Below are 24,868 nucleotides of genomic sequence, written 5' to 3'. Positions count from 1 at the left end.
AAAAGCGAACTGGAAAATTATAAAACCAGTCCGCTATGATGATAATTTTTTTTAAGATATTTTGGAAGACCAGCACCAAAGTCAAGAGATAAAAACTTACGTACCAAATTCAACAGCAACTTTTTTTATCTTTTTTACAGCACGAATTTCAATCTGTCTAACAGTTTCGGCACTAACGCCCAAAAGTTCGCTCAATTCTCTCAAAGTTGGAGTATGTTCGTCGCAGTTAAAGTTGTAGCGACCGTAGATAACCTTTTTTTCGCAGTCAGAGAGGCCTGCCACCATTTCTTTTATGTTGTTTTTTTCTTCTTCGCGAAGATAATTTACTTCTGGATTGTATTTATTGTCGGGAATCAAATCTCCGAGAGTTACACTTCCTTCTTCTGAAGTTTCGCAATCTATGCTTGTAACTGTATAAGAATAAGAAAGAGCATGAGTTAAATCCCTTTCCGAAATTCCGCAATAAGATGAAAGTTCAGAAATAGTTGCTTCTCTATTAAACGCTTGTTTAAATTCTTCTTTTGATGTAACTATTTTTCGTAAAAGTTCCTCTTTTCTGTGTGGAAGAGTGATTGGAGAAGTCTTATTGTAAAGATAGCGCAACATATATTGCAAAATCCAAGTGTAAGCATAAGTCGAAAACCGAGTTTTAAATCCATAGTTGTATTTAGACGCAGCCGTCATTAGCCCTAAATTGCCTTCTTGGATGAGATCCATTATAGAAACCCGAGGAATATTCATAAATTTTTTTGCGATGCTTATTACAAGGCGCAAATTGCAATTTATAAGTTTTTCTTTTGCACAACGACTCCCTTTTTCGATTTCTTTAGAAAGTGCAACTTCTTCGAATGCTTCCAAGAGCGGATATCGTTGTACCTGCTTGATGTAAGTTTCTAGAATATCCATAAACATCTCCATTTTCCATCTGAAAACCGATTTAGAATTCGGTTTCCGCCTATTTGCTGATAACTCTCTAAATTATAAAACAGCAAAAAGTGTGCCAAGTATGATAAAAAAGTTGAATAAAAATTATAAATTAGAGTAATTTAATATAATACAAGGAAATAAAAGAAATTGAATTTCCTAACACAAAAAATTCAAATTTCAAGACTTTTACAAAAATTTTATAAAAATGCACTTTTTTAGACAAATTTAAGTTTGAATGTATGATTTTGTATACAGATATAATTTTTTATACGATTTATTGTTTTATTAAAAATTTGAGTTAAAATGTGGATTTTTTTTTGATATTGCTGAAAGTAAAACATACGATGCGGCAAGGATTGGCATTTCAAGAAAACTTCCGTGTTTTCTTGAAATGGACAGTTTTCTTACTAAAACTGTCAACAGCAGTTGTAAGTGTACGTCCGTGTACACAGCGCGGCAAGGGATTGTGGTCAAATAAAATCATCCGTGATTTTATTTGACAGACAGTTTTTGCAAAACTGTCAATATTACTTGTAAGTCGCACCTCCTGTGCGACGATGCGGCAAGGATTGGAGGGGCGGCGAAGCCGTCGACCGCAGGAGCAAAGCGACGAGGACGATGAGTGCTTAGCGAACCCCGCAAAGCCTGTTTTTTGCGTAACGCAAGTGGAGCAAAAAGCCGCCCGAATTAAAAAAAAATAAAAACTCGCACAAACTAAAAAAAACTGATAGACTTGCTGGCAAAATAGAAAATTAATAGAGGAAAAAAATGTACATAACTTGCCTGGATATGGAAGGCGTGGTTTCGCCTGAAATTTGGATTGAATTTTCAAAGGTTTCAGGGATTCCTGAATTGAGCAGAACAACCCGCGACGAACCTGATTACGATAAATTGATGAACTGGAGAATTTCAATTTTGCGGGAAAAGGGCATCAAACTAAAAGATATTCAAAATACGATTGCAGAAATTGAACCTTTAACTGGTGCAAAAGATTTTTTGGACGAATTGCGCTCTATTTGCCAGACGGTTGTCTTGAGCGACACCTTTGAGGAATTTGCAGGCCCTATTCTAAAAAAACTTGGAATGCCAACCGTTTTTTGCAACAGCCTCGAAGTTGACAGCGAAGGTTTTATCGTAAAGCACAAAATGCGCTGCAAAAATTCAAAACTTTCCACCGTAAAAGCGTTTCAGTCTATTGGATTTAAAACGATTGCCTTTGGCGACAGCTATAACGACCTTGCGATGATTGAGCAAAGCAAGGTTGGCTTTTTATTCCGCACAACTGAAAAGATAAAAAATGACTACCCTTCTATTCCGTCTTTTACTGATTACGGTGAACTTTTGAAAGCAATTAAAGCTGTTCTAAAAAAATAAATTATCCTAAAACTACGTCCAAGGTCATCATCACTGTAAAGCCCAAGGCAAACATTGTGGTTCCAATATCAGAGTGAATACCTTGAGACATTTCTGGAATCAATTCTTCTACAACAACATAAATCATCGCTCCAGCTGCAAAAGCCAAAAAATATGGCAGAACAGGAAGAAAAAGTGAACTTGCAACTATCATCAAAAATGCGCCAAGCGGTTCTACAACTCCAGAAAGCGTTCCGTAGACAAAGGATTTTCTTCTGCTTATTCCTTCTGTTTTTAACGGCATGGAAATTATCGCTCCCTCTGGAAAATTTTGAATTGCAATTCCCAAAGCAAGGCTCAACGCTCCCATTGCGCTTATGCTGGAATTTCCTGAAAGAAAACCTGCATATACAACACCGATCGCCATTCCTTCTGGAAGATTATGAATCGTAACAGCAAAAATCATCATCGTTGTCTTTTTAAGATGACTTTTTACACCTTCTGCTTGACTAGAACCCAAATGCAGATGCGGAATAAGATGATCAAGCGATAAAAGAAAAAAAATTCCAACCCAAAAACCTACAACAGCTGGAATAAATGATAACTTTCCCATGGAAGAAGATAAATCAAACGCTGGAAGTAAAAGGCTCCAGATAGAAGCAGCAACCATTACGCCAGAAGCAAAGCCCTGCAACGCCTTTTGTAATTTGGAATTTAGAGAGTTTCCCATAAAAAAGACACAGGCAGAACCTAAAATTGTTCCCAAAAGTGGAATCAAAAGTGCTGGAGTTATGGAATTTATAAAAGAATTAAAAATATTATTCATAACGACATTTTGCAACAAACTTAATTTTTGGTATATGACAAAAGATTTATTTCTTCTTCGATAAGTTCCCTGCATTCGCCAGGTTTTAAATTGGAATCCAAAACTAAATTGCCGATTTTCACCCTTTTTAAATATACAACTTCGTTTTTTAGTTGAGCGAACATCCTTTTTACCTGATGATATTTTCCTTCGCTTATAGTAAGAATGCAGTCGCTTTTGCCAGAAGAATTTTCATTTATCGCCTGTAAGAGAGCTTTGCCCAAAAGTTTTGCATTTTCGTCTTCATCTTCTAAAATCCAAAACAAATCTGCACTTTGAGCGACAAATCCTTCTTCATTTTGTTCGCGGTCTATCCAAAATCCTTCTTTAAATATTTTTTGATATTCGTTTTTTTGCTCTTGCGTTAAGGCGTTTTTTAGTCCAACCGCATAAGTTTTTGGAACGTGATTTTTTGGAGAGAGCAAATTGTGCGTAAGTTTTCCGTCGCTGGTTAAAATTAAAAGCCCTTCCGTATCGATGTCGAGCCGCCCCATGCAGTGTAAATCGCCACCAAAAAATTTATTGAAAAAATCTTCTGGAACAAAATCAAAAACTGTTTTATGAAGACCGTCCTTGTTAGCGCAGACAACATCTTTGCATTTATTCATCATTATGTAGATGTCTTTTTGAAGCGTTATCTTTTTGCCGTCGATTACGAGTTCGTCTTTTTCTATTTCGATTTTAAATGCACAGTCCGTAACAATTTTTGAATTGACAGATACAAGACCTCGGTGACAGAGTTTTTTTACATCTTTTCTTGAGCCAAAACCTGCATGACAGAGAATTTTATCCAGGCGTTCCATACAAAATTTTATCGCTTTGAGATTGGAATATACTCGCGCTCTGCAAGGATATTTTTGTACGCCGGGCGGTATATCCTTCCACCTGCGACAATCTCTTCTATGCGGTGTGCACTCCAACCTGCAATTCTACTTACTGCAAAAAGCGGTGTGAATAGTTCGCGCGGAATGTTCAACATTGAATATATAAAGCCCGAATAAAAGTCCACATTTACACAGATTTTTTTATCATCACCGTGTTCTTCGTAAATAACTTCTGGACCTACTCGTTCCATCAATTTGTAAAGGTTGTATTCGTCTTCCAGCCCTTTTTCTTTGGCAAGTTTTTCTGCCCTGTCTCTAAGAATAGTAGCGCGAGGATCGTTTATCGTATAAATTGCATGGCCAAGACCGTAGATGAGTCCTGTGCGGTCAAAAGCCTTTTTTTCAGAAATCTTTTTTAGATATTCTTTAAGCTCTTTTTCGCTTGACCAGTCTTTTACATGCTTTTTTATGTCATCCATCATCTCCATAACTTTTATGTTAGCTCCACCGTGGCGACTTCCTTTTAAAGAACCAACAGCAGCCCCAATTGCAGAATACGTATCTGTATCGGCAGAACTAACAACGTGAACGGTAAGAGAAGAATTGTTTCCGCCTCCGTGTTCTGCATGAAGGATTAAAGCCAAATCCAAAAGTTTTGCTTCATCATCTGTAAAAGCCTTGTTGTTTCTTATTAAACGCAAAAAATTTTCTGCTGTGGAAAGTTCTGGAAGAGGATTATGAATATACATAGACTTTCCATCATAATAACGCCTCTTTGCCTGATATGCATAAGCGGTTAAAGTTCCAAAGCGACTTATGAGTTCTATGCACTGCCTTAAAACATTAGAAATTGAGCGGTCTTCTGGATTTTCGTCATAAGAATACGAAGCCAAAACTCCTCGGGCAAGTTTATTCATTATGTCAGAAGAAGGCGCTTTCATTATCATATCTTCTGTAAAATTTGGAGGAAGTGTGCGTAATTCTCCAAGATATTCTTTAAAATCGTCTAATTCTTTTTGATTAGGCAATTCGCCAAAAAGCAAAAGATATACGGTCTGTTCAAATCCGAATTGACTGTGTGCCTGAGAATCTTTTACCAGGTCGGCAACATCATAACCGCGATAAACAAGTTTGCCTGGAATTGCTATTTTTTTGCCATCTACAACATCGTATCCAACAACATCGCCAATGCTCGTAAGACCAACCAAAACACCAGTTCCGTTTGCATTTCTAAGTCCGCGTTTTACATCGTATTTTTCGTAAAGGGAAGGCGCAATCGGGTCATTGCACTGAGCAAGTTCTGATAAACGCCCGATAAAAAGATTTTCTTTCTCTGTCAACTGGAACTCCTGTTTCTTTGCATAAATATACAATTCTTGCGAATAATAATTCATAATTATACGATTTTGGCCATAGATATGCAATAAAACTCAAGAATTTTTATCAAAAAACTTTTTTTATAACGAGATTGTTTATGCCGATTTTATTGAATGAATATTTTGCCTTGCGTTTTTGCAATTTGTTTTGGATAAAATGTAGAAGAAAATGCGGCGCACTTTCTCTCGTTGAAAAATCATCTTGAATTCATTAGACTTATAAACTATGAAAACAGAACTTATTAAGGACATCCTTACCTCCGCTGCGGACGGTAGAACAGTTACAGTTTGTGGCTGGGTACGCACAATTCGCGATTCAAAAAATCTTGTATTTATTCAGGTGAACGACGGTTCATGCTTTGCGTCTATTCAATTAACTTTTGACAGAGAAAATTCACTAAACAAAGATAATGCAGACAATATCGAAAAATCGCTAAAAGAGCTTTCGACAGGTGCTTCTCTAAAAGCGACAGGAAAACTAGTAGAATCTCCAGCTTCAGGGCAGTCTGTAGAAGTAAATTTAGAAACACTTGTAGTTTTAGGAAAATGCCCTGCAGATTATCCTATCCAAAAAAAAGCAGCAACTATGGAATTTTTAAGAGAAAACGGACACCTTAGAGCAAGGACAAACACTTTTGGTGCTGTTTTTAGAATGAGAAGCCAGATGGCTTTTGCACTACACTCATTTTTTCAGGAACGGGGGTTTTTCTATATAAATACTCCAGAAATCACCTGCTCAGATGCAGAAGGTGCTGGAGAGATGTTCCAGATTACAACCCTTTCTATGGAAAAAATTGCAGAAATCGCCGTTGAAAAAGGCGCTTCTGGAATGAAAAAAGAGGACGCTGCAAAACTCGTAAATTACAACAAAGACTTTTTTGGCAAAAAAGCCTCTCTCACAGTTTCTGGACAATTAGAAGCCGAAACTCTTGCAACCGCTTTGGGAAGAGTGTACACCTTTGGTCCTACTTTTAGAGCAGAAAATTCAAATACAACAAGGCATCTGGCAGAGTTTTGGATGTGCGAACCTGAAATGGCATTTTTTGACCTCGAAGACGACATGGATATTCAGGAAGAATTCATAAAATATCTGTTGAATTGGGCTTTGACAAAATGCGCTGCCGATATGGAATTTTTTAACAAGCGAATCCAACCTGGAGTTATAGACACTCTTCGCCATGTTGTAGAAACTCCGTTCAAGAGGGTTTCTTATACAGACGCAGTTGCAGAGCTTGAAAAACATGCAGACGAATTTGAGTTTAAACCTTATTGGGGTTGCGATTTAGCGACAGAACACGAGCGCTATTTGACAGAAAAGATCTATAAATGTCCAGTTATGGTTTACAACTATCCAAAAGAGATAAAAGCGTTTTACATGAAGTTGAATGACGACGGAAAAACTGTAAAAGCTGTCGATGTTCTAGTTCCAGGACTGGGAGAAATAATCGGTGGCTCAGAGCGAGAAGACGATTACGACAAACTCTTTAACCGCATAAAAGATTTGGGATTAAAACCAGAAGATTATGACTGGTACTTAGATTTAAGAAAATTCGGTACAGTTCCCCATTCTGGATTTGGACTTGGATTTGAGCGACTTTTACTCTACGTAACTGGAATGCAGAATATTCGCGATGTAATTCCTTATCCAAGGGCGCCAAAACTGGCAGATTTTTAAAAAAATGAAAAAAAGGCGGGCAATAACTCACATAACTTTTGCACAGAGCGTTTTTCTCAACATAAAATTTTTCTTTCAAAACGGTCTTTTAAGTTATGCAAGTGCCTGCTCTTTTGATTTAATTTTTTCCGCAGTTCCAATCTTCATAATGATAATCTTACTTGCGGTCAGATTTTTGCACGCAAGCCCAGCACTTATCGATTCTATCTATTTTACAGTTCCTGAATTAAAAAATTATTTTAATCCAGAAGCGATTTTGCATTCATTTCAAACGATAAAAAAATTCAGCACGTTAGAAGCGTTTTTGATTTTTTCTATATTTTGGATGGCACGGCGTTTTTTTGCTTCGGTTTTTGCTTCGCTTCGCAATATATTTCACGACCAGCAAAAGCGCAGACCAGTCATAAATCAAATTTTAGTCTTTGTTTTTGAGATAGCTGTTGTTTTTATCGCTGTAATGTTTGTCTCTTTTTATATGTCGATAAAAACCATAGTTGCACTTCCGTTTTTCCAGCGATTTCCTCAGTTGGATTTTATACACACAGGAATTTTGCGGGGAAAACTTTTTTCTTACCTTCCAAACTTTTTATTTTTTGTCGTAGTAACACTGATGTATAAAATTGGCGCGGGAACTAGACCAAAATTAAAGCTCTGTCTTGCTTCTGGTTTTATCTGCACAGCAAGTTTTTGGATGTTTAGAGCGATTTTGCATTCATTCATAAATGTGAGCCGCTACAACCTGATATATGGAGTTCTTGGGAACGTAATCATACTGTTGATTGACATCTTTTTTTTCTTTACGTTTTTTCTTTTTTTTGCACAGTACATCTTTGTGTGTCAATTTTTTGACGAACTTTTGCTTGGAGAACTGTATTTGCTTCCAAAAAAAGAAGAAAGCGGATTTGTAGGAAAATTAAGGCGCTTGCTTTTTATAAAACCAGATTTTCTTTTGGCAAAAGATTTTCCAATCATCTACCTTTCTGCAGGAGAATCGATTTACAAAGACGGCGATAAAGATTCAAATGCGTATTACATTTTAAAAGGCAGCATAAAAGTCAACCGCCCAGAATTTAGAGAAGAAAATTATTTTAAAAAAGGCGATTTTTTTGGGGAATTGATTTGCATCCTCGGAAAACCGCGTTCATCTACAGCGACAGCCTTAGAAGATTCTCAAATAGTAAGAATTACGGAAGAAGACTTTAGGTTTTTAGTAAACCAAAATTTTTCGGTCGCGCAAAAAGTGCTTGGTCAGCTCGGAATTTATTTTACAAAATACTACGGAACCCAAAATTAAAACGCATTTTTCTGCATCCGACTCTAAAAAAAATCCTGTCGTGTTTTCATATAGGCAAAATTTCAATATAATTTATAAATCTTTGGAGAAATAATATGAATCGTTCTAAAATTGTTGTCTTGGACTTTGGCTCACAATATGCTCACCTTATTGCAAAACGCTTTAGAGCGTTGGGATATTATTCAGAAATTGCGCTTCCAAATGCTGCAATCGAAGAATTTAAAGACGCAAAGGGAATAGTTTTAAGCGGAGGACCTTCTTCCGTATATGAAGAGAATGTACCAGAGTTTAACAAACAGATTTTTGATTTAGATATTCCAATACTTGGGCTTTGCTACGGACATCAGTTGATAGCTAATTCTTACGGTGGCAAAGTGGGAAAAGCGGCAACAGGCGAATTTGGCAAAGCAACCCTTGAACTTACAGACGAGGGAAAATCATCTCCACTTTTAAAAGGAATAAGCGATAATAGCCAAGTTTGGATGAGTCATCAGGATGAAGTTCTTGAAGCAGGTAAAGGTTTTAGCCCGATAGGATTTACAAAGGATTGCAAATTTGCCGCTCTGCAAAATCTACAGAAAAAGCGATTTTCTCTGCAATTCCACTGCGAAGTAAAAGATACTTTGGAAGGAAACAAAATATTTAAAAACTTTGCAGACATCTGCAACATGCAAGTAAACTGGGACGAAGAAGCAGTTTTATCTCATATTTTAAACACGATAAAAACGGACACAAAAGATAAAAATGTGCTGTTGTTTTTGAGCGGAGGAGTGGATTCCACTGTAGCGTTTGCACTTTTAAACAAGGCGCTAGGCCAGGATAGAGTTTTAGGCTTACACATAGACAACGGCTTTATGCGAAAAAACGAATCCCAAAATGTTGAAAAGGCATATCGCAATCACGGTTTCAACAATTTTATAGTCGAAGACGCTTCCCAAAGTTTTTTAAAAGCGATAGAAAACCTTACCGACCCGCAGAAAAAGAGAATGGCGGTTGGAGAAAACTTTATAAAAGTTCGCGATGAAGTCGTAAAAAAGCAAAATCTAAATGAAGATAATTGGATGCTCGCACAGGGCACTCTTTATCCCGACATAATAGAATCCGGCGGAACAAAAAACAGCCACACTATAAAAACGCATCACAACCGAGTTGAAGGAATTCAGAAACTTATAGAAAAAGGAATGATAATCGAACCTTTAAAAGATTTGTATAAGGATGAAGTTCGCTCTATCGGGAAAAAACTGGGGCTTGAAGATGAACTTGTAATGCGTCATCCTTTTCCAGGTCCTGGATTGAGCATAAATGTTTTGTGTTCAGACGGCAAACTCACAGAAAAAGACGAAGAAGAACTTTCTCTTGCAAAAGAAGAATTAGACAAAATCGTCATAAATCAATTTTGCGCTAACTGCACAAAAGAACTAAAGCGTTCAGTATTGCCAGTAAAATCCGTCGGAGTTCAGGGCGATTTTAGAACATACAGATTTCCAGCTTGCCTAACGTTCCGCGATGAAAGCGAAAGCGAGGGCGAAGGATTTTTCCATATACCAAAAGTGCGCCAGAAGGTAGAAGACTGCTCATCGACCATAACCAACAACTCCAAATTTTTAAACAGAACAGTTATCAAACTCTATCAAAAACCAGGAGTAAAACCAGAAGCGATGAAGTTGCAGCAGAGCTATTGCACAAAAGAGCGGCTTGACCAGTTGCGCGAAGTTGACGATATAGTCCTTTCTCACCTGCACAAAAAAAATCTTTACACGACGATATTCCAGCACTTAACTATAGATTTGCCGTTTGCTTCAAAAAAAGAAAATGCAAGTTTCGTGCTAAGGCCAGTCTGCTCAGAAGATGTTATGACCGCTCGTTTTGCCTGGCTTCCAATAGAAGACCTAAAAGAAATCGTAAAACAAATCGCTAAACTGGATTTTGTAGAAAGCCTTTACATCGATGTAACAAATAAACCGCCAGCAACATTTGGTTGGGAATAATATTGGAATAATAAAGGAGGGGAAAGCCTTCCCCTCGCTGCAACCGCTTCGCGTTTTTCGCTACCCCTTCTTGCGGGGGCAAACTATTTTTGTCTGCACTGCCCCCGCAACGCCCCGCTTAAAACACAAAACACAGAGCTATGTTTATGTTTATAAACGCTAAAAAGGAATTTTTCCTTTAAAGCCTTCTTCGCCAATCTTGGTAAGGCTTAAAACCAAATGCCCATCTACAATATTAACATTTTTAGGACTCATAACTGCCCTGTTTCCTTCAAAAGTCCACCTTCCCTTAGCCCAACGATTTTCATCAAAACTGTCAAATTCATCCTGCCATAAAAGCGTAAAATCAGAACCGTTTTCTCCTTCGCCTTTCGTATATGAATAAACTTTAACCCAGTCAATAAATTGATGTACAGGTAAAATTTTTTCGTCAAAATCTCCGCTCCACGACACGCTTTCTGATGACCATAAATTAAAACGCAAACTCTGTTCACGGCTTAGCGCAGAAACTTGAGCTTTTGCATCGTTAAAATCTCTTTCAGTTTTTCGCACCACAACTCCATCTATAAGCCAGGCAACATACGAGGGTGTCCATTCTATGCTATAGATGTGATAAACTGCGTTTGCTTGTGGCAAAATTGCATGGTGTTTTTCGCTAGTCGCTTTATTTTTTGCATTTCCCGTAATCATGTTAGTCTGAAAACTCGCTGGATTTTTTCCGAGTATTTCTATATCAACTTCGCACCACGGCTCTTTGCCGCCAATATAAGAATTGTTATAATAAAGAAACATTGAACTTACAACAGACGAACCTGCTGCCATCAGCATCCTAGCCTCGTACTTGCCATACATCTGCGATTGTCGAGTATGGATTTCCGCTCCAGAATACGCTTTGACTTCTCTCGCCACCACAGTTTTTTTAGCGGATTTTTTAGTATTTGCAGTATTTGTTGTGGTGCATGCAAAAAGTAAAAAAATGCTGATTGCAAAAATTATGAGATTTATAATATTTTTTCTCATCCTACACTGCCCCCTTTTTTCACGCCATTTTTCCATTTTTTAAATTCTGTTACAGTTTACAAAATTGTCCCTGCAAAACAAACTTGTCGCAGGGACATTCCGTAAAAAGTTTATCGTGTTAAAACTTTTTTGTGAAAATTTTTATTCGCGCACTTTGGACATTTTAGCCTTCGGCTCCTTCCAACATGCGTCGTAAAAATGACATTTTTCATCTTTGGTACATATCTATATCCACAATCCTGGCACTCGTAAAATCCAACCTCAGTTTCAAGTTTAAGACAATGATATATCCCAAAAAATAAAATCACACACGCAATAGCGATTAACAAAATCCGAATCCAAGTGCTCACATCAATCGTGCTCGCACAGACAACCAAAGCGATAAACGAAGCCATTGAAATAAATCCGATCACTATTTCTAGCGATAACATCCTTCGATTTGCGCTCTCTTCTACTTTCTGCAATTCAAGCAGTTTTTCATCATTAACATCCTTAAAATTTTCCATAGCATTCAGTCGCTCCCCTGTTAACAGATCTGTGGCAGAAATTTTTAAAAGATTGCAGAGTTCAAGCATTAAAGAAGCATCCGGCAAGCATTTTCCGTTTTCCCACTTGGAAACCGCGCGGTCTGTAATTCCAAGTTTTTCAGAAAGCTCTGCTTGAGATATTTTTTGCTCTCTTCTGCATGACGCAATGAATCTTCCAATTTTCTGCTGATCCATACGGAGCACCTCCTTTTTTAGTCTATAGATAATATAAGCCTGGTCGCACAAGCATACCATATACCGCTAGTTGAGATTTGAAAAAAACAGAAAATCAACTCAAAGTTGAGATTTTTTTGGCATTGAAAATTCAGCCGTATCAAAACCTTCAAGTTTTAGCAAAGCAATTTTATTTTTTATTCCGCCACCGTAACCTGTAAGGCAGTTGTCTCTTCCTACAACTCTATGACAGGGAACAATTATACAAATAGGGTTCCAGCCGACAGCACCACCAACTGCCTGTGCCGACATTTTTTCTACACCGTGAAGTCGTGCAATCTCTTCCGCAATTTTTCCATAGGTTATGGTTTTACCAAATGGAATTTTTAACATTTGTTCTATAACTTCCTCACGAAATGGCGTTTGGTTTTCTATTCTGTATTTTGGAATAAAATTTGGTTGCTTGCCAGAAAAATAAATATCAAGCCAACGATGAGTTTCAAGAAAAATAGAAGAATCTTTATTTATGCTAGTTTCCAAGTATTTTTTAGCGTCTTTTGACCTTTCAAAAAACAAGCCTGTAAGAAATTCTCCATCGGTCTTTATTAGAATATCATCAAAATCCGCTGGAGTTTTGTAACGAGAAAAGAAAGATGACATAGTTTTTCTGCTCCTAAAAAATTATAGCATAAAAGTACACACAGTACCTCCGTGTGCTGTTAAAGAAAAAACGTCCTTGTTTTTCTTTAACGACAGTTTTTGCAAAAAGGTCAGCATTGCTTGTAGGTCGCACCTCCTTGTGCGACAAATGCGACAGGGATTGGAGGGGCGGCGAAGCCGTCGACCGCAGGAGCAAAGCGACGAGGACGATGAGCGCTTAGCGAACCCCGCAAAGCCCGTTTTTTGCGAAACGCAAGTGGAGCAAAAAGCCGCCCGATTTATTAAAAACTATCTTGATTTTTTTTTGATTGGGTCGCAGGTTAAATCTACGCCGAGTTTTTTAAAGATTTTTCTGTCTACTTCGCTCAGCATTACGGTTGCGTGCACCTGGCAATTTTGTAGAAGTGAGAGTTGTTCGATTGCGAGTTTGCAATTTTTGTCGTTGAGGCTTAGCATTGCGAGGGCAACCAGAACTTCGTCTGTGTGCAAGCGTGGATTGTTGCCTTTTAAGTAGTTGACTTTCATTTCTTGTATAGGTTCTATCATTTCTGCTGGAATGAGTTTTAGCTTGTGGTCGATTCCTGCTAGATGTTTTGTTGCGTTTAATATGAGTGCGGCACAGGTTCCGAGCAATTCCGAAGTTTCTGATGTGATTATCGTTCCGTCGCTTAATTCGATTGCAGCTGCTGGCAGTCCTGATTTTTCTGAGCGTTTGTTCGCTGCAACTGTAACTTTTCTGTCTGCAGTTGTAATTTTTGCCTGTTGCATCAAAAGACTCAACTTGTTCACTTCTGCTTCTTCTGCCTTGCCTTCTGCCAAATTGCAGATTGCCGCATAATATCGCCTTATTATCTCTTGATTGCTTGCATTTCGACAAACTTCGTCATCTATTATGCAGTTACCTGCCATGTTTACGCCCATGTCTGTGGGAGATTTGTAAGGATTTTCGCCGTAAATTCCTTTGAAGATTGCATCCAAAACTGGATAAATTTCTATATCACGGTTGTAGTTTACGGTTGTTACACCGTATTCCTCTAAATGCCAAGGGTCTATCATATTTACATCGTTTAAATCTGCGGTTGCCGCTTCGTATGCGAGGTTTACAGGATGTTTTAAAGGGAGATTCCAGATTGGGAAGGTTTCAAATTTTGCATATCCTGCTTTAATTCCACGGCAGTTTTCGTTATAAAGCTGGCTGAGACAGACTGCCATTTTTCCTGAACCAGGGCCTGGTGCAGTTACAACGACAAGAGGGCGTGTGGTTTCTACATAATCGTTTTTTCCGTAACCTTTATCAGAATCGATTAAATCTACATTGTTTGGATAGCCTTCTATCATGTAGTGAAAATATGATTTTATGTTCAATTTTTTAAGTCGACGGGCAAAAGCTTTTGCACCTTCCTGACCGTTATAGTGCGTTATGACTACAGAGCCTACGTAAAGTCCACGCTTCATAAATTCATCGCGCAGACGAAGGACATCTTTATCGTATGTTATGCCCAAATCGCCTCGAATTTTATTTTTTTCTATGTCGCTTGCGCTTATGACAATTATTATTTCCGCCATATCCGCCAACTGCATCAGCATTTTTAACTTGCTGTCTGGCTCAAAACCTGGCAAAACCCTGCTTGCATGAAAATCGTCGAATAACTTGCCTCCAAATTCGAGATAAAGTTTATCTCCAAACTGAGAAATTCTTTCTTTTATGTGTTCTGACTGTATCTTAAGATACTTTTCGTTATCAAATCCCTTTTTCATAACCACGAATTATAAAGAATTTTTGACTGTTCTTCCACATCAAGAAAAGTTTTTAACGCGAAAATCTAAAATTGCAGTAAGGTTTGTTTTAAAATCTCTAAGCCCGAATCGATTTCTTTTTGAGAGATGTTTAATGGTGGCACTAAACGCAAAGTGTTTTTTCCTGCGGTTGATGTTAAAAGACCGTTTTGAAGGAGTTTTGTTTCAAGCTCAACAGCACTTTTTGTTTCGTCTATGTCAATTCCGAGTAAAAGTCCTTTTCCTCTGACTTCTTTTACGAATTTGCTGTCCCAACTTTTTATTGTCTTTTTTATGTACTCGCCTTTTTGTTCAACGCGTTGCATAAATCCATCTTTTAATAGTTCTTTTAGAACAACAAGTGCTGCACTGCAAGCCAATGGATTTCCTGCAAAGGTGCTTTGATGATCTCCTGCTTTAAAAACTTCTGCCGCTTTTCCTCGGAATAAAATTCCACCCATTGGAATTCCGCCTGCAACTCCCTTTGCAAAACTTACAACATCCGGCTCAAAACCGAGCCAGTCGCTTGCAAAAAGAGTGCCTGTCCGTCCAAAACCTGTCTGAACTTCATCAGCCATGACCAAGGCTCCAGCTTTTCTCGCTTCATGTGCGGCTTGTTTTGCCCATTCGCTATCTATAAGATTAACTCCGCCCTCGCCTTGTATACACTCTATCATAAGGGCTGCTGTTGTATCGTCAAAGGCTGTTTTTATCGCCTGATAATCGTTTGCTTTTATCGTTTTAAAACCTGGCGCATAGGGTGCAAAGCATTCTGGATGAAATTTTTTTTGTCCTGTTGCAGTGAGTGTTGCAAGAGTTCTTCCATGGAATGATGATTCTAAAGTGTAGATTGTCTTTCGCTTTTCGCCGCCAGTTAAAAAACCGTATTTGCGTGCAAGTTTAAATGCTGCTTCGTTCGCTTCTGCACCAGAATTTCCAAAATATATTCCTGAAAATCCGCTCGCTTTTAAAAGAGAAGCTGCGTATTCAAGTCCAACATCGCTCGTAAAATAATTGCAGGTGTGAATCTGGCGTTTTAATTGTTTTTGAACAGCCTTTACGAGTGGCTTAAAATTATGACCGAAACTGTTGACCGCAATTCCTGCAAGAAAATCAATGTATTTTTTGCCGTTTACATCGTAACAGGTTGAGCCTTTGCCGTATGCAAAAGTTACATCAAATGAACCGTAATTGTTTACTACATTTTTGCTTCCCATAAAAAATCCTTTTTAATTTTTTTTTACCACGCTAATAAATCATAGTTCCAATTCCGCGGTCGCTGAACATTTCTATCAAAAGTGAATGTGGAACTCTTCCGTCTATTATGTGCGTCCTTGGAACTCCGCCACGCCTTGCTATCATGCAGCATTCTATTTTTGGTATCATTCCGCCTGCAATAGTTCCGTCGTCTATATATGACTGTACATCTTGCATGTGTATGCGTTGAATAAGCGATGAAGAATCGTTTACATCTTTTAACACACCTGGAACGTTCGTCAACTGAACAAATTTTTCCGCCTTGAGTGCTACTGCTATCTTTGCCGCTGCCGTATCTGCATTTATGTTATAGCGACTAAAATCTCCCTGCTCGCCCAAGGCAACTGTAGAAACCACTGGAATAAAGCCTTCGTCCAAAAGCGATTCCAAAATTTCAGGATTTACTTGAGTAACTTCGCCAACAAAGCCCAAGTCAACTCCATCTTTTTCGATTTTTTTTGCACGCAAGAGTGCTGAATCAACTCCAGAAAGACCGACTGCCTTTCCTCCTTCCTGTAAGATTATTCCGCAGATGTCTTTATTCAATTTTCCGGTTAAAACCATCTGAACAATTTCCATAGTTTCGTTGTCTGTATAACGCAGTCCATTTATGAACTTTGACTCTTTTCCTATGCGCTCAAGCATGTGGTTTATTTCTGGGCCTCCACCGTGAACTAAAACGACTTTGATTCCAATCGTATTTAAAAGAACCAAGTCTTTCATCACCGCAGATTTTAATTCTTCGTTGAGCATAGCATTTCCGCCATATTTTACAACGACGGTTTTTCCAACCCAATGCCTAAAATACGGAAGCGCCTGAACCAAAACATCGCTCCAATGACTGTTATCTAATCGTGGGTCTTCTGTAGATTTTTTTTCTTCCATAGTAATTTTCTCTTCTAAAAAAATGATAAATTGCCCGCAAACTGAGCTTCATATTTTGTTCTTTGCTGGCAAAAAATTTATGTTCTGTAATCTCCATTTATCTTTACATAATCGTAAGTCAAATCGCAGCCCCAAGCACAACCTTCACAGTTTCCGTCTTTTAATTCAACTAAAATTTCAACGCTTTCTTCCAAAAGTATTTTTTTTGCTTTTTCTTCATCAAAATCGAGTGGAACTCCGTCTTCAAAAACTTTTATGGAATTTTCTTTCGTGCCATTTTGAACGCCATCTTTAAAATATCGCTTGCTTCCTTCTCTGCTTAAAAAATAAACAGAAGTTTTTTCTGGAGTAAAATTAAAAGATGAATAGCCCATCGCATCCAATATGCGACCCCAGTTTGCGTCCGCGCCAAAGAATGCGGCTTTTACAAGGTTTGAACTTATTACCGCTTTCGCAAGGCCGCGTGCGTCTTTTTCTGAACTTGCGCCTTTTACTGTGCAGGTTACAAGCCTTGTTGCTCCCTCGCCATCTGCTGCAATTTTTTTTGCCATTTGAGTGTTTAACACAGTTAAAGCTTCCAAAAACAAATCAAAATCTTCGCCTTCTTCTGTTATTTCTTTGTTGTCAGCTTTTGCGTTTGCCAAAATCAACAAGGTGTCGTTTGTGGAAGTGTCGCCGTCAATCGAAACGCAGTTATAAGTTTTTTGAGCAGAAAGAGTTAGCGCTTTTTTTAGCATTGAAGATGATATTGCACAGTCTGTTGTTATAACGGAAAGCATAGTTCCCAAGTTGATGTGAATCATTCCAGAGCCCTTTGCCATTGTTCCCATTGTTACGGTTTTTCCGCCGATTACCGTTTTAAGTGCCGCTTCTTTATATTGAGTGTCGGTCGTCATAATCGCTTGGCGTGCCTGTTCGTTGCCTGTTTTGCTTAAGAGTTTTACGCTCTGGTCAAGTCCATCCAAAATTTTTTGAACAGGCAACTGTTGCCCTATGACTCCAGTTGAACAAACCAAAACGTCTTTTTGTTCGATTCCCAATTTTTGAGCAACTGCCTGTGCTTCTTTTTGTGCATTTTTAAAGCCTTGCTCGCCAGTGCAGGCATTTGCGTTTCCAGAATTCATTATTACAGATTGAGCTTTGCCGTCTTTAAGCTGCTCCATTGTAAACTTTACGCATTCGGCTTTTACACGGTTTTGAGTGAAGATTCCAGCCGCATTGCAGATGCTTTCGCTAAAAATCAATGCAGTATCATAAGTTGTGCGATTTGATTTAATCTTGTTTAAAACTCCACTTGCCGTAAAACCAAGTGCCGCCGCAACTCCACCAGAAACAAATTCAAAATTTTCTTTCATAAACAGGCCCATCCGTTATTTATTGAATAAATATGCATATACTATAAAATTTTATGTATATTTATTCAATATAGAAAGAATGAAATATTGACAACAGATTTACAGATATTTTAACCGCACCAGCGCTGGGAGCCCCGAAGTTGTGGCAAAGCCACAATGAGCGTTAGCGAAGGGCGCACATAGCGAAAGCCAACTTTTAGTTGGCTTGGTGCCCTTATTATAAAAAAAACGCCCCGTAAAAACGGAGCGATGTAAGAAAAATCAAAAATAAAAATTAAAGTGTTTGAAGAGTTTTTTCGACTCGCGCAAGGCTCCGCTCTTTTCCCAAAACTTTTATCGAGCCAATCAGTGGAGGCGAAACTTTGCTTCCTGTTACGGCCATTCGAATAGGCATCATGAAGTCGCCAAGTTTTATGCCCAATTCTTCTGCTTTTGACTTTGCATATTCTTCTGCCTGTTCGTGATTCATCTCAAAAATCTTTTCTACAAAATCTTTTGAAGCATTTAAAACTTCTTTTGTCTTTTGCACATCCAATTTTTTTGGAACAATCTGCTCAACAGGTGGAACTTGTGGTTCTGTAAACATAAATCTAACCATCTCTGCTGCTTCTGTAAGGAATTTAAGTCTTTCTTGAATAAGCGGCATAAGGCCGAGCAAAGTCTGTTTAACCTGTGCGCTCGTCATATTCATAGAAGAATCCACACAATAAGGCTCGCCGTCTTCGCCCAAAGCAATTCCTGAATATTGAGGACCAACATTTGGTTTTGGCTGCGGATTTTCTGGATTTATCTCTAAGATTGCGTCCCCTGTTCCTGTTATGAATGGAAGGGTCCATCGGTAAAGTTCTTCTGTAGAAAGCTGTCTGATGTAGTTTGCATTGTAGAATTCGAGCTTTTTGTAGTCAAAGACCGCTGGCGCTTTGTTTAGGTGTTCAAGTTTAAAAAGCTTTCCTAGTTCTTCGAGAGTATAAAATTCCTTTCCCTCTTCGTACGAACAGCCCAAAAGTGCAACGTAGTTTATTATCGCCTGTGGCAAATATCCTCTGGCTCTAAATTCGTTTAGAGAAGTTGAACCGTGTCGCTTTGAAAGTTTTTTTCCATCGGAACCGTTAACCATTGGAAGATGGCAGAATTCTGGATGTTCCCAACCAAACGCTTTGTACATCTGCACGTGCAGCGGAGTTGAAGGAATCCACTCTTGTGCACGCATTACATGCGAAATATGCATCATGTGGTCGTCGACAATATTTGCAAGATGATAAGTTGGAAATCCGTCCGACTTTAAAAGAACTGGATCCGGAGAAATATCTTCGTTTTTCCAGACAATTTCGCCTAAAATATGATCTTCAAATTTGGTTTCGCCTTCCATAGGAACTTTTAAGCGAATTACATAAGGTTTTCCTGCATCGAGATTTGCTTTTATCTCTTCTTGAGTTAAGTGGCGGCAATTTCTGTCGTAACCTGGAGCCATTTTATTTTCTGTCTGAATTTTTCTTATGCGCTCAAGGCGTTCTGCATCGCAAAAACAATAGTATGCTTCGCCCTTATCCAAAAGTTCCTGTGCATATTTTTTATAAAGCTCAAACCGCTCGCTTTGAACATAAGGACCGTAAGGACCGCCTTTATCGCCACCTTCATCCCAATCGACGCCAAGCCAAGCAAGAGTTTCGTAAAGATTTTTTACATATTTTTCGTCAAAACGGGTTCTATCTGTATCTTCCAAGCGAAGTATAAATTTTCCACCCTGAGATTTTGCATAAAGATAATTGAATAGTGCAGTTCTAACGCCGCCAATGTGTTGCATTCCCGTTGGAGAAGGAGCATAACGAACGCGAACTTCCTTGATATTTTTCATAATTTATTTTCCCCCACGACATTTTTGTGCCGCAAAATTAATTTTTTGTCTAAAACAGCATAGAACAAAACGGAGTTTTAGTTTAATGAAACACAAAGCCTTTTTCAACAAGAGTGATTTTCTATGGAAATACGCGATGCAGCCTAAAATCTATTTTGTAACAAAAATCCAGCGCATCTTGTTGGATTTGCTTTCACCTTGAAAAATATATTTTTTGTATGCAAGTTCAATATCTTTTGCGGTTACAGATTTTACCTGTTCAGGACGATTCAAATACGAATCTGCCTTTCCAGAATACTCAAGCGAAGTGATTACATTTGAAGCAAGCCCACGAGAATTTTTTGAAGAAGAAAAAAGCGTCGTCAGATATTTATTTTTGTACTGTTCAAGTTTTTCTTCTATATGATTTTCATCGGGGAACTTTTTTATCGCTTCGTTGATGAGCGATTTTATATTTTTGTTGTCGCTAACTTTATATGCACTTATGACAGCGAGCATGCTTTTTGAAGTTAAAACTCCGCTTCCGACAGAATAAACCGCACCCGCTTTTTCCCGCACTTCTGCAAATAAAATATCGTCCAAATACATAAGGCACAACGCAAACGGAATGTAATCTTTTTCGTAGCGATTTGGACAAGCAAAATATGCAAGTGCGTAGCCAGAAGTTCCTGCATTTTCATTTTTAAAATACAAGTCGTCGCCACTTACAGCAATTTTTTGAATTAAAGGCTCCTTATATTCGCCTTTTTTTATGCTTGAAAAATATAAACTCAATTTTTGAATGAAATTCTTTTGTTCTGTTTCATTAAAGTCCGAAACAACAACGATTTTTATCCTCTGGCAATCCAAAAGTTTTTTATGATGCGCTTTTATATCTTCTAAATTTATTTTGTCGATAGATTCTTTTGTCAGCGAAACAGAACTTGAATAACTTGTTCTTGCAAAGGCTGCTTTTTCAAGTTCCAATCCTAACTGCCCAGACGGATCTGCAATGGTTGAAGCGAGTCTTTGCCGCGAATTTACAATTAGGTTTTGAAAATCACTTTGTGCAAAAGAAGGGGTCAAAATTCCGTCTGCAAAAATTGAAATAACACTGTCCAAATCCTTTTTAAGACATTGTATACCTGCAACAGAATAATCTCGACCTGCACTAGATGTAAGCGAAAAACTCATATCGTATTGCATTTTTTGAATGTCATCGTAGGAATAGTTTTTTCCGCCGTGAAACATTAAATCCAAAGTCAAATCTTCCAAACCTGATTTTTCTCTTGGAACAAGCGGAGTTCCGCCTTCAAAAATAAAGCGCAAAGTAAAAATTTGTGAAGGAGGAGTTTTTTTAAAAATCACAGGAATTCCGTTTGATAAATTGAGAGTAACAAAATCTTTTACTTCCACCCGATTATTTGCTTGCCTTCTATTACGAGAAGATTTTTCAATATTTTGGCTTGAAGCGCAGGAAGAAAAATCAAAAGCAAAAAACAAAAAGAGTGCAAAAGCAAAAATCAAATTAAAAATCTTATTTTTTTTCATAATTAAAATCCTTCCACCAACGTGCATTTTCAAAAGTCAATTCCTGCCAACCGTTTTTTATAAATTCGTCTTTGTGCTGAATAAAAGACTCAGGATTCACCTGCAAAACTGCAAGTCCATTTTTGTCCTTTAAATATTTTTCAGCAAACAAGAGCAAATCCTTTGCAGAAACCTTTTCTATATTTTTTTCATAGTCAAAAAAATATTGGGAGCCACCTGCTGCCCAAAAGTACGAAAGTTCGCTCAAAAAATCCTCTGCGCTTTCAAGCGAATAAATCCGCTCATCTTCCATACGATTTTTTACTTTTTGTATGTCGGCTTTTTTGTAACCGTTTTCGCCTTTAATAAAATCTTGAACAGCATCAAAACGAACATAATCTATAAACCTGTTTGCCTGTTCAAGTTCCGAGATTTTGTCGTTTTTCATCATCGTAGCAGAAAAACTTACCAAAGAACTCAAGCGCATGGTTGAATATCCCGCCCCGACATAGTCAGAATTAGGAATGTTGAGATACGAATTATTTACCGCTTTTTGAACAAACTCGCTTTCTGGATTTTCTGTCATATAAGTCCAAACATCTGCAACATAAGAATCCTTTGCGTCGTTTTGCGCATCAGGACCTCTAAGATAATAACTTATCTGGCTCATCTCTTTGGAAAAACGAGAATCCGCAAACACGAGTTTTTTTACAGAAGAAAACGGCTCTTTTGAAGGCGAAGTCAATTTTTCGTCTGCAAATTCTTCGCTATTTTGCCATAAACCAAAAATTTCCTTTACGAGAGAAAAAACGTCTTCGCTTTTAACGTCGCCACCGACAAAAAGTGCAGCATTCTTTGGAATATAAAATTCCTTTTGAATTTGCTTTAACTGCTCTACAGTAGCATTTTTTACGATTGAAGGCTCTCCCGCAGAATCGAGTTTCCACGGTTCTTTATTAAAAATCTCCTTAAAAATACCAGCACTTAAAATTCTTCCAGGCTCGCTAAATCCACCTTCTATTTCTGAAAGCACAACTTTTTTTTCGTTTTCCAATTCCTGTTTGTCCATTAAAGGCGTGCGTATAGCATAAGACCAAAACTCAAGTCCCTCTTTTAGAAGGCTTGAAGGAATTGTAAAATAATAATTCACTCTATCCACAGAAGTTGAACCGTTCCACTGTGCAACTCCCATGCGATTTAGAGCAAGAGTAAAATCTTTTTGATTTTTGTACTTTTGATTTCCCTTGAACATCATATGCTCGTAAAGATGAAAAAGTCCTGCATTTTCTCTAGTTTGTGTCACCGCTCCGGCTCTAACAGCAATTTCTATGTAGACGAGTGGTGCTTTATCATCTTCCAAAACAAAAAGTTCAAGAGAATTTTCAAGTTTGTAGCGGTAAAGATTTTCAATCGAAGTCTTTTGTGCAAAAGCAAAAAATCCTAGAAAAAAAAACAAAAACGCAACGAAAGATGAAAAACGGATTCGATTAAAATGTTCCAAAAAATGTTCCAGATATTTTTTCATAAGTCTACTGATTCAATGCGCTCACCACAGCCGCAATTCCTGCCCTTCCTACGTTGCTTGATTTTCCTACTCCCCAAAGATGTTTTCCATCTTCCATAGAAATTTGAACATAAGCGATTGCCGCTGTATCTGAACCTTTGCCAATGGAATGTTCTGTAAAGTATGTTATGTTGAATTTTGGCACAGACGTTTCTTTCAAACTTGAAACAAAACCATCCAAAGGACCGTTTCCACTTCCGCCAATCGTTATTTTTTCGCCTTTATAGCGAATCACTCCTCTAACAGAAACCATTTCTTCATCTCCAGATGTGCCAACCATGGTCGATGCCAAATCCAAAACCTCAAGAGTATTTCGATTATAAAGCCACTGCTTTTCAAACAACTCAAGGATTTCTTCACTCTTAAGTTCACGCTGAGCTTTGTCGCTTTCTTCTTTGATGAGTTTTCCAATTTCGCCCTGCATCGCTTTTGGAATTGAATAGCCAAAACTGTGTTCCAAAATAAAACTTGCTCCGCCTTTGCCAGACTGGGAGTTTATTCTGATTATTCCCTCGTACTTGCGTCCAATATCTTTTGGATCGATTAAAAGATAAGGAACATCCCAAATTGCATCCTGCGAAAGTTTTTCGCGTGCGCTAAGCCCCTTTGCAATAGCATCCTGATGTCCACCAGAAAGAGCGGTGTATGCAAGACCACCAGCATAAGGAGTGCGCGGAGGAATTTCCATCTTTGTGTATTCTTGGTAAGAATCTGCAATCTCCGGTAAATCAGAAAAATCAAGTTTGGGATCAATACCTTCAGAAAACATATTGAGTGCAACAGTTACAATGTCTAAGTTTCCAGTTCTCTCGCCGTTTCCAAAAAGGCAGCCTTCAACCCTATCCGCACCTGCCATCAAAGCAAGTTCGCATTCTGCAACACCTGTTCCTCTGTCGTTGTGGCAGTGTGTAGATATTATAACGTTTTTTCTGTCGCTTATATGCTGGGCAAAATATTCAATCGAATCTGCATATACGTTTGGAGTGTAGCATTCTACAGTTGTAGGCAGATTGAATATGATTTTTTTATCGGGAGATGTTCCCCATTCATTTTTTACCGCTTCGCAAATTTCTATAGCGTAATCGAGTTCTGTCATAGAAAAACTTTCCGGTGAATATTCAAGCCTGATTTTTTCGCTTTCTTCTTTTGGAAAATCTTTCATGCATTCTTTTATGCACTTAACTCCATCAACAGCGATTTTTATTATCTCTTCCTTTGATTTATTAAAGGTATATTTTCTCTGCGCAGGAGATGTTGAATTGTAGATATGAAAAATAACATTTGGAGCGCCTTTTATCGCTTCCATAGTGCGTTTTATCAGATGCTCGCGTGCCTGGCACAAAACCTGAATCGTAACATCGTCCGGAATGTGATTTTCTTCTATCAGTCTGCGGCAAAAATCAAATTCTGTATCGCTTGCAGAAGGAAAACAAATTTCTATTTCTTTAAAACCAATTTTTACAAGAAGGTCAAAATAAGCGAGTTTTGTTTCTATACCCATCGGGTCAATAAGAGCCTGATTTCCGTCCCTTAGGTCTACAGAACACCAAATAGGCGCTTTTGTAATGCGGTTGTCTGGCCACTTTCTGTCTTTTGGTGCTGGCTGAATTACAGGTCTGTACTTTGTTGCGTTCATATAAACTCCTTATGCTTTCTATCCAATTTTTATACACGAGCGATTTTGAAGCTTGATATAAAATGTTTAGAAATAAAAAAAGACCCATTGCCTAAGGCAACAGGTCTTAAAAATATGCGAATGTACAATACTTCACACTACCCCATCATCTTAGGCCTCAAAGAGAATCTTTTCTAGAAGTAGTAGAGTGATGTATTTCATATGTTGTATTATGCGAGTTTGAAAAAAAAAATCAAGTCAAAAAAAATCCCAGACAAAATGATGAAAAATTGGTTGAGCAGCGCGTCAAAAAATTGATTGCAACAAAAAATCTGCTATCAACAACCGTATTTATCTGCTTACAAATAT

At 38.0% G+C, this 24,868-nt stretch carries 19 protein-coding genes; 4 read left to right on the top strand and 15 right to left on the bottom strand.

Annotation, left to right across the window (positions count from 1 at the left end):
* Positions 1-96: 96 nt before the first annotated feature.
* On the bottom strand, positions 97-906 hold the full coding sequence (locus tag FXX65_RS06565; RefSeq protein WP_187116237.1) for a sigma-70 family RNA polymerase sigma factor: 810 nt from the start codon (positions 904-906) through the stop codon (positions 97-99).
* A 789-nt stretch (positions 907-1,695) separates the two neighbouring features.
* On the opposite strand from FXX65_RS06565, the gene thrH reads away from it, so the two are divergent.
* Complete coding sequence (thrH, locus tag FXX65_RS06560; RefSeq protein ID WP_147615608.1) at positions 1,696-2,301, top strand: bifunctional phosphoserine phosphatase/homoserine phosphotransferase ThrH; 606 nt, start codon at positions 1,696-1,698, stop codon at positions 2,299-2,301.
* Position 2,302: 1 nt separating this feature from the next.
* Here the strand turns inward: thrH and FXX65_RS06555 are convergent, their stop codons facing one another.
* From FXX65_RS06555 to FXX65_RS06545, 3 genes are read right to left on the bottom strand one after another with little or no spacing between them, the layout of a single operon-like run.
* Complete coding sequence (locus tag FXX65_RS06555) at positions 2,303-3,106, bottom strand: ZIP family metal transporter (RefSeq protein WP_147615607.1); 804 nt, start codon at positions 3,104-3,106, stop codon at positions 2,303-2,305.
* A gap of 20 nt (positions 3,107-3,126) precedes the next feature.
* Positions 3,127-3,948 carry a pseudouridine synthase gene (locus FXX65_RS06550; RefSeq protein ID WP_147612846.1) on the bottom strand — a complete coding sequence of 274 codons (822 nt, stop codon included), beginning with the start codon at positions 3,946-3,948 and terminating at the stop codon, positions 3,127-3,129.
* An 8-nt stretch (positions 3,949-3,956) separates the two neighbouring features.
* Positions 3,957-5,363, bottom strand: a complete 1,407-nt coding sequence (locus FXX65_RS06545) for a citrate/2-methylcitrate synthase (RefSeq protein ID WP_147615606.1) — start codon at positions 5,361-5,363, stop codon at positions 3,957-3,959.
* 208 nt (positions 5,364-5,571) lie between these two features.
* Between FXX65_RS06545 and asnS the strand changes: the two genes are divergently transcribed.
* The 3 genes from asnS to guaA all read left to right on the top strand — a co-directional run bounded on the left by asnS (position 5,572) and on the right by guaA (position 10,302).
* The gene (gene asnS, locus FXX65_RS06540; RefSeq protein ID WP_147615605.1) at positions 5,572-7,020 is read left to right on the top strand and encodes an asparagine--tRNA ligase; all 1,449 of its coding nucleotides are present in this window, start codon (positions 5,572-5,574) and stop codon (positions 7,018-7,020) included.
* Positions 7,021-7,024: 4 nt separating this feature from the next.
* A complete protein-coding gene (locus tag FXX65_RS06535) occupies positions 7,025-8,314 on the top strand; it encodes a YhjD/YihY/BrkB family envelope integrity protein (RefSeq protein WP_147615604.1) in 1,290 nt (429 codons plus the stop codon).
* Positions 8,315-8,409: 95 nt separating this feature from the next.
* Positions 8,410-10,302, top strand: a complete 1,893-nt coding sequence (guaA, locus tag FXX65_RS06530) for a glutamine-hydrolyzing GMP synthase (protein ID WP_147615603.1) — start codon at positions 8,410-8,412, stop codon at positions 10,300-10,302.
* 159 nt (positions 10,303-10,461) lie between these two features.
* Here guaA and FXX65_RS06525 read toward each other — a convergent pair whose 3' ends face one another.
* The 11 genes from FXX65_RS06525 to leuA all read right to left on the bottom strand — a co-directional run bounded on the left by FXX65_RS06525 (position 10,462) and on the right by leuA (position 24,520).
* The gene (locus FXX65_RS06525; protein WP_187116236.1) at positions 10,462-11,322 is read right to left on the bottom strand and encodes a family 16 glycosylhydrolase; all 861 of its coding nucleotides are present in this window, start codon (positions 11,320-11,322) and stop codon (positions 10,462-10,464) included.
* Positions 11,323-11,432: 110 nt separating this feature from the next.
* Positions 11,433-12,044: a helix-turn-helix domain-containing protein gene (locus tag FXX65_RS06520; RefSeq protein WP_147615601.1), complete on the bottom strand. Its 612-nt coding sequence runs from the start codon at positions 12,042-12,044 to the stop codon at positions 11,433-11,435.
* 99 nt (positions 12,045-12,143) lie between these two features.
* Complete coding sequence (locus FXX65_RS06515) at positions 12,144-12,683, bottom strand: methylated-DNA--[protein]-cysteine S-methyltransferase (RefSeq protein WP_147615600.1); 540 nt, start codon at positions 12,681-12,683, stop codon at positions 12,144-12,146.
* A gap of 288 nt (positions 12,684-12,971) precedes the next feature.
* Complete coding sequence (locus FXX65_RS06510; protein WP_147615599.1) at positions 12,972-14,441, bottom strand: DUF1846 domain-containing protein; 1,470 nt, start codon at positions 14,439-14,441, stop codon at positions 12,972-12,974.
* A 65-nt stretch (positions 14,442-14,506) separates the two neighbouring features.
* Complete coding sequence (locus FXX65_RS06505; protein ID WP_147612855.1) at positions 14,507-15,676, bottom strand: aspartate aminotransferase family protein; 1,170 nt, start codon at positions 15,674-15,676, stop codon at positions 14,507-14,509.
* Between the two features lie 31 nt (positions 15,677-15,707).
* Positions 15,708-16,601 (bottom strand): acetylglutamate kinase, encoded by an 894-nt coding sequence (gene argB, locus FXX65_RS06500; RefSeq protein WP_147615598.1) that lies wholly within the window; start codon positions 16,599-16,601, stop codon positions 15,708-15,710.
* Between the two features lie 77 nt (positions 16,602-16,678).
* The gene (gene argJ / locus FXX65_RS06495; protein WP_222704224.1) at positions 16,679-17,956 is read right to left on the bottom strand and encodes a bifunctional glutamate N-acetyltransferase/amino-acid acetyltransferase ArgJ; all 1,278 of its coding nucleotides are present in this window, start codon (positions 17,954-17,956) and stop codon (positions 16,679-16,681) included.
* Between the two features lie 274 nt (positions 17,957-18,230).
* Positions 18,231-19,811 (bottom strand): glutamate--tRNA ligase, encoded by a 1,581-nt coding sequence (gltX, locus tag FXX65_RS06490; RefSeq protein WP_147615596.1) that lies wholly within the window; start codon positions 19,809-19,811, stop codon positions 18,231-18,233.
* 150 nt (positions 19,812-19,961) lie between these two features.
* Positions 19,962-21,341: a M16 family metallopeptidase gene (locus tag FXX65_RS06485; RefSeq protein ID WP_187116234.1), complete on the bottom strand. Its 1,380-nt coding sequence runs from the start codon at positions 21,339-21,341 to the stop codon at positions 19,962-19,964.
* Entirely contained in the window at positions 21,328-22,845 is a 1,518-nt protein-coding gene (locus FXX65_RS06480) for a M16 family metallopeptidase (RefSeq protein ID WP_147615594.1), read from the bottom strand. Before FXX65_RS06480 ends, FXX65_RS06485 begins: the two co-directional genes overlap by 14 nt.
* Positions 22,846-22,849: 4 nt before the next feature.
* A complete protein-coding gene (leuA, locus tag FXX65_RS06475) occupies positions 22,850-24,520 on the bottom strand; it encodes a 2-isopropylmalate synthase (protein ID WP_147615593.1) in 1,671 nt (556 codons plus the stop codon).
* Positions 24,521-24,868: the final 348 nt, after the last annotated feature.

The organism is Treponema pectinovorum (genome assembly GCF_900497595.1).
Lineage (GTDB): Bacteria > Spirochaetota > Spirochaetia > Treponematales > Treponemataceae > Treponema_D > Treponema_D pectinovorum.
The sequence above is the reverse complement of the archived record's forward strand: the minus strand, read 5'-3'. Positions and strand labels throughout refer to the sequence as shown.

Coding starts and splice junctions, on each gene's coding strand:
- FXX65_RS06565 (WP_187116237.1), bottom strand. CDS start 906: ATGGATATTCTAGAAACTTACATCAAGCAGGTACAACGATATCCGCTC.
- thrH (WP_147615608.1), top strand. CDS start 1,696: ATGTACATAACTTGCCTGGATATGGAAGGCGTGGTTTCGCCTGAAATT.
- FXX65_RS06555 (WP_147615607.1), bottom strand. CDS start 3,106: ATGAATAATATTTTTAATTCTTTTATAAATTCCATAACTCCAGCACTT.
- FXX65_RS06550 (WP_147612846.1), bottom strand. CDS start 3,948: ATGGAACGCCTGGATAAAATTCTCTGTCATGCAGGTTTTGGCTCAAGA.
- FXX65_RS06545 (WP_147615606.1), bottom strand. CDS start 5,363: ATGAATTATTATTCGCAAGAATTGTATATTTATGCAAAGAAACAGGAG.
- asnS (WP_147615605.1), top strand. CDS start 5,572: ATGAAAACAGAACTTATTAAGGACATCCTTACCTCCGCTGCGGACGGT.
- FXX65_RS06535 (WP_147615604.1), top strand. CDS start 7,025: ATGAAAAAAAGGCGGGCAATAACTCACATAACTTTTGCACAGAGCGTT.
- guaA (WP_147615603.1), top strand. CDS start 8,410: ATGAATCGTTCTAAAATTGTTGTCTTGGACTTTGGCTCACAATATGCT.
- FXX65_RS06525 (WP_187116236.1), bottom strand. CDS start 11,322: ATGAGAAAAAATATTATAAATCTCATAATTTTTGCAATCAGCATTTTT.
- FXX65_RS06520 (WP_147615601.1), bottom strand. CDS start 12,044: ATGGATCAGCAGAAAATTGGAAGATTCATTGCGTCATGCAGAAGAGAG.
- FXX65_RS06515 (WP_147615600.1), bottom strand. CDS start 12,683: ATGTCATCTTTCTTTTCTCGTTACAAAACTCCAGCGGATTTTGATGAT.
- FXX65_RS06510 (WP_147615599.1), bottom strand. CDS start 14,441: ATGAAAAAGGGATTTGATAACGAAAAGTATCTTAAGATACAGTCAGAA.
- FXX65_RS06505 (WP_147612855.1), bottom strand. CDS start 15,676: ATGGGAAGCAAAAATGTAGTAAACAATTACGGTTCATTTGATGTAACT.
- argB (WP_147615598.1), bottom strand. CDS start 16,601: ATGGAAGAAAAAAAATCTACAGAAGACCCACGATTAGATAACAGTCAT.
- argJ (WP_222704224.1), bottom strand. CDS start 17,956: ATGAAAGAAAATTTTGAATTTGTTTCTGGTGGAGTTGCGGCGGCACTT.
- gltX (WP_147615596.1), bottom strand. CDS start 19,811: ATGAAAAATATCAAGGAAGTTCGCGTTCGTTATGCTCCTTCTCCAACG.
- FXX65_RS06485 (WP_187116234.1), bottom strand. CDS start 21,341: ATGAAAAAAAATAAGATTTTTAATTTGATTTTTGCTTTTGCACTCTTT.
- FXX65_RS06480 (WP_147615594.1), bottom strand. CDS start 22,845: ATGAAAAAATATCTGGAACATTTTTTGGAACATTTTAATCGAATCCGT.
- leuA (WP_147615593.1), bottom strand. CDS start 24,520: ATGAACGCAACAAAGTACAGACCTGTAATTCAGCCAGCACCAAAAGAC.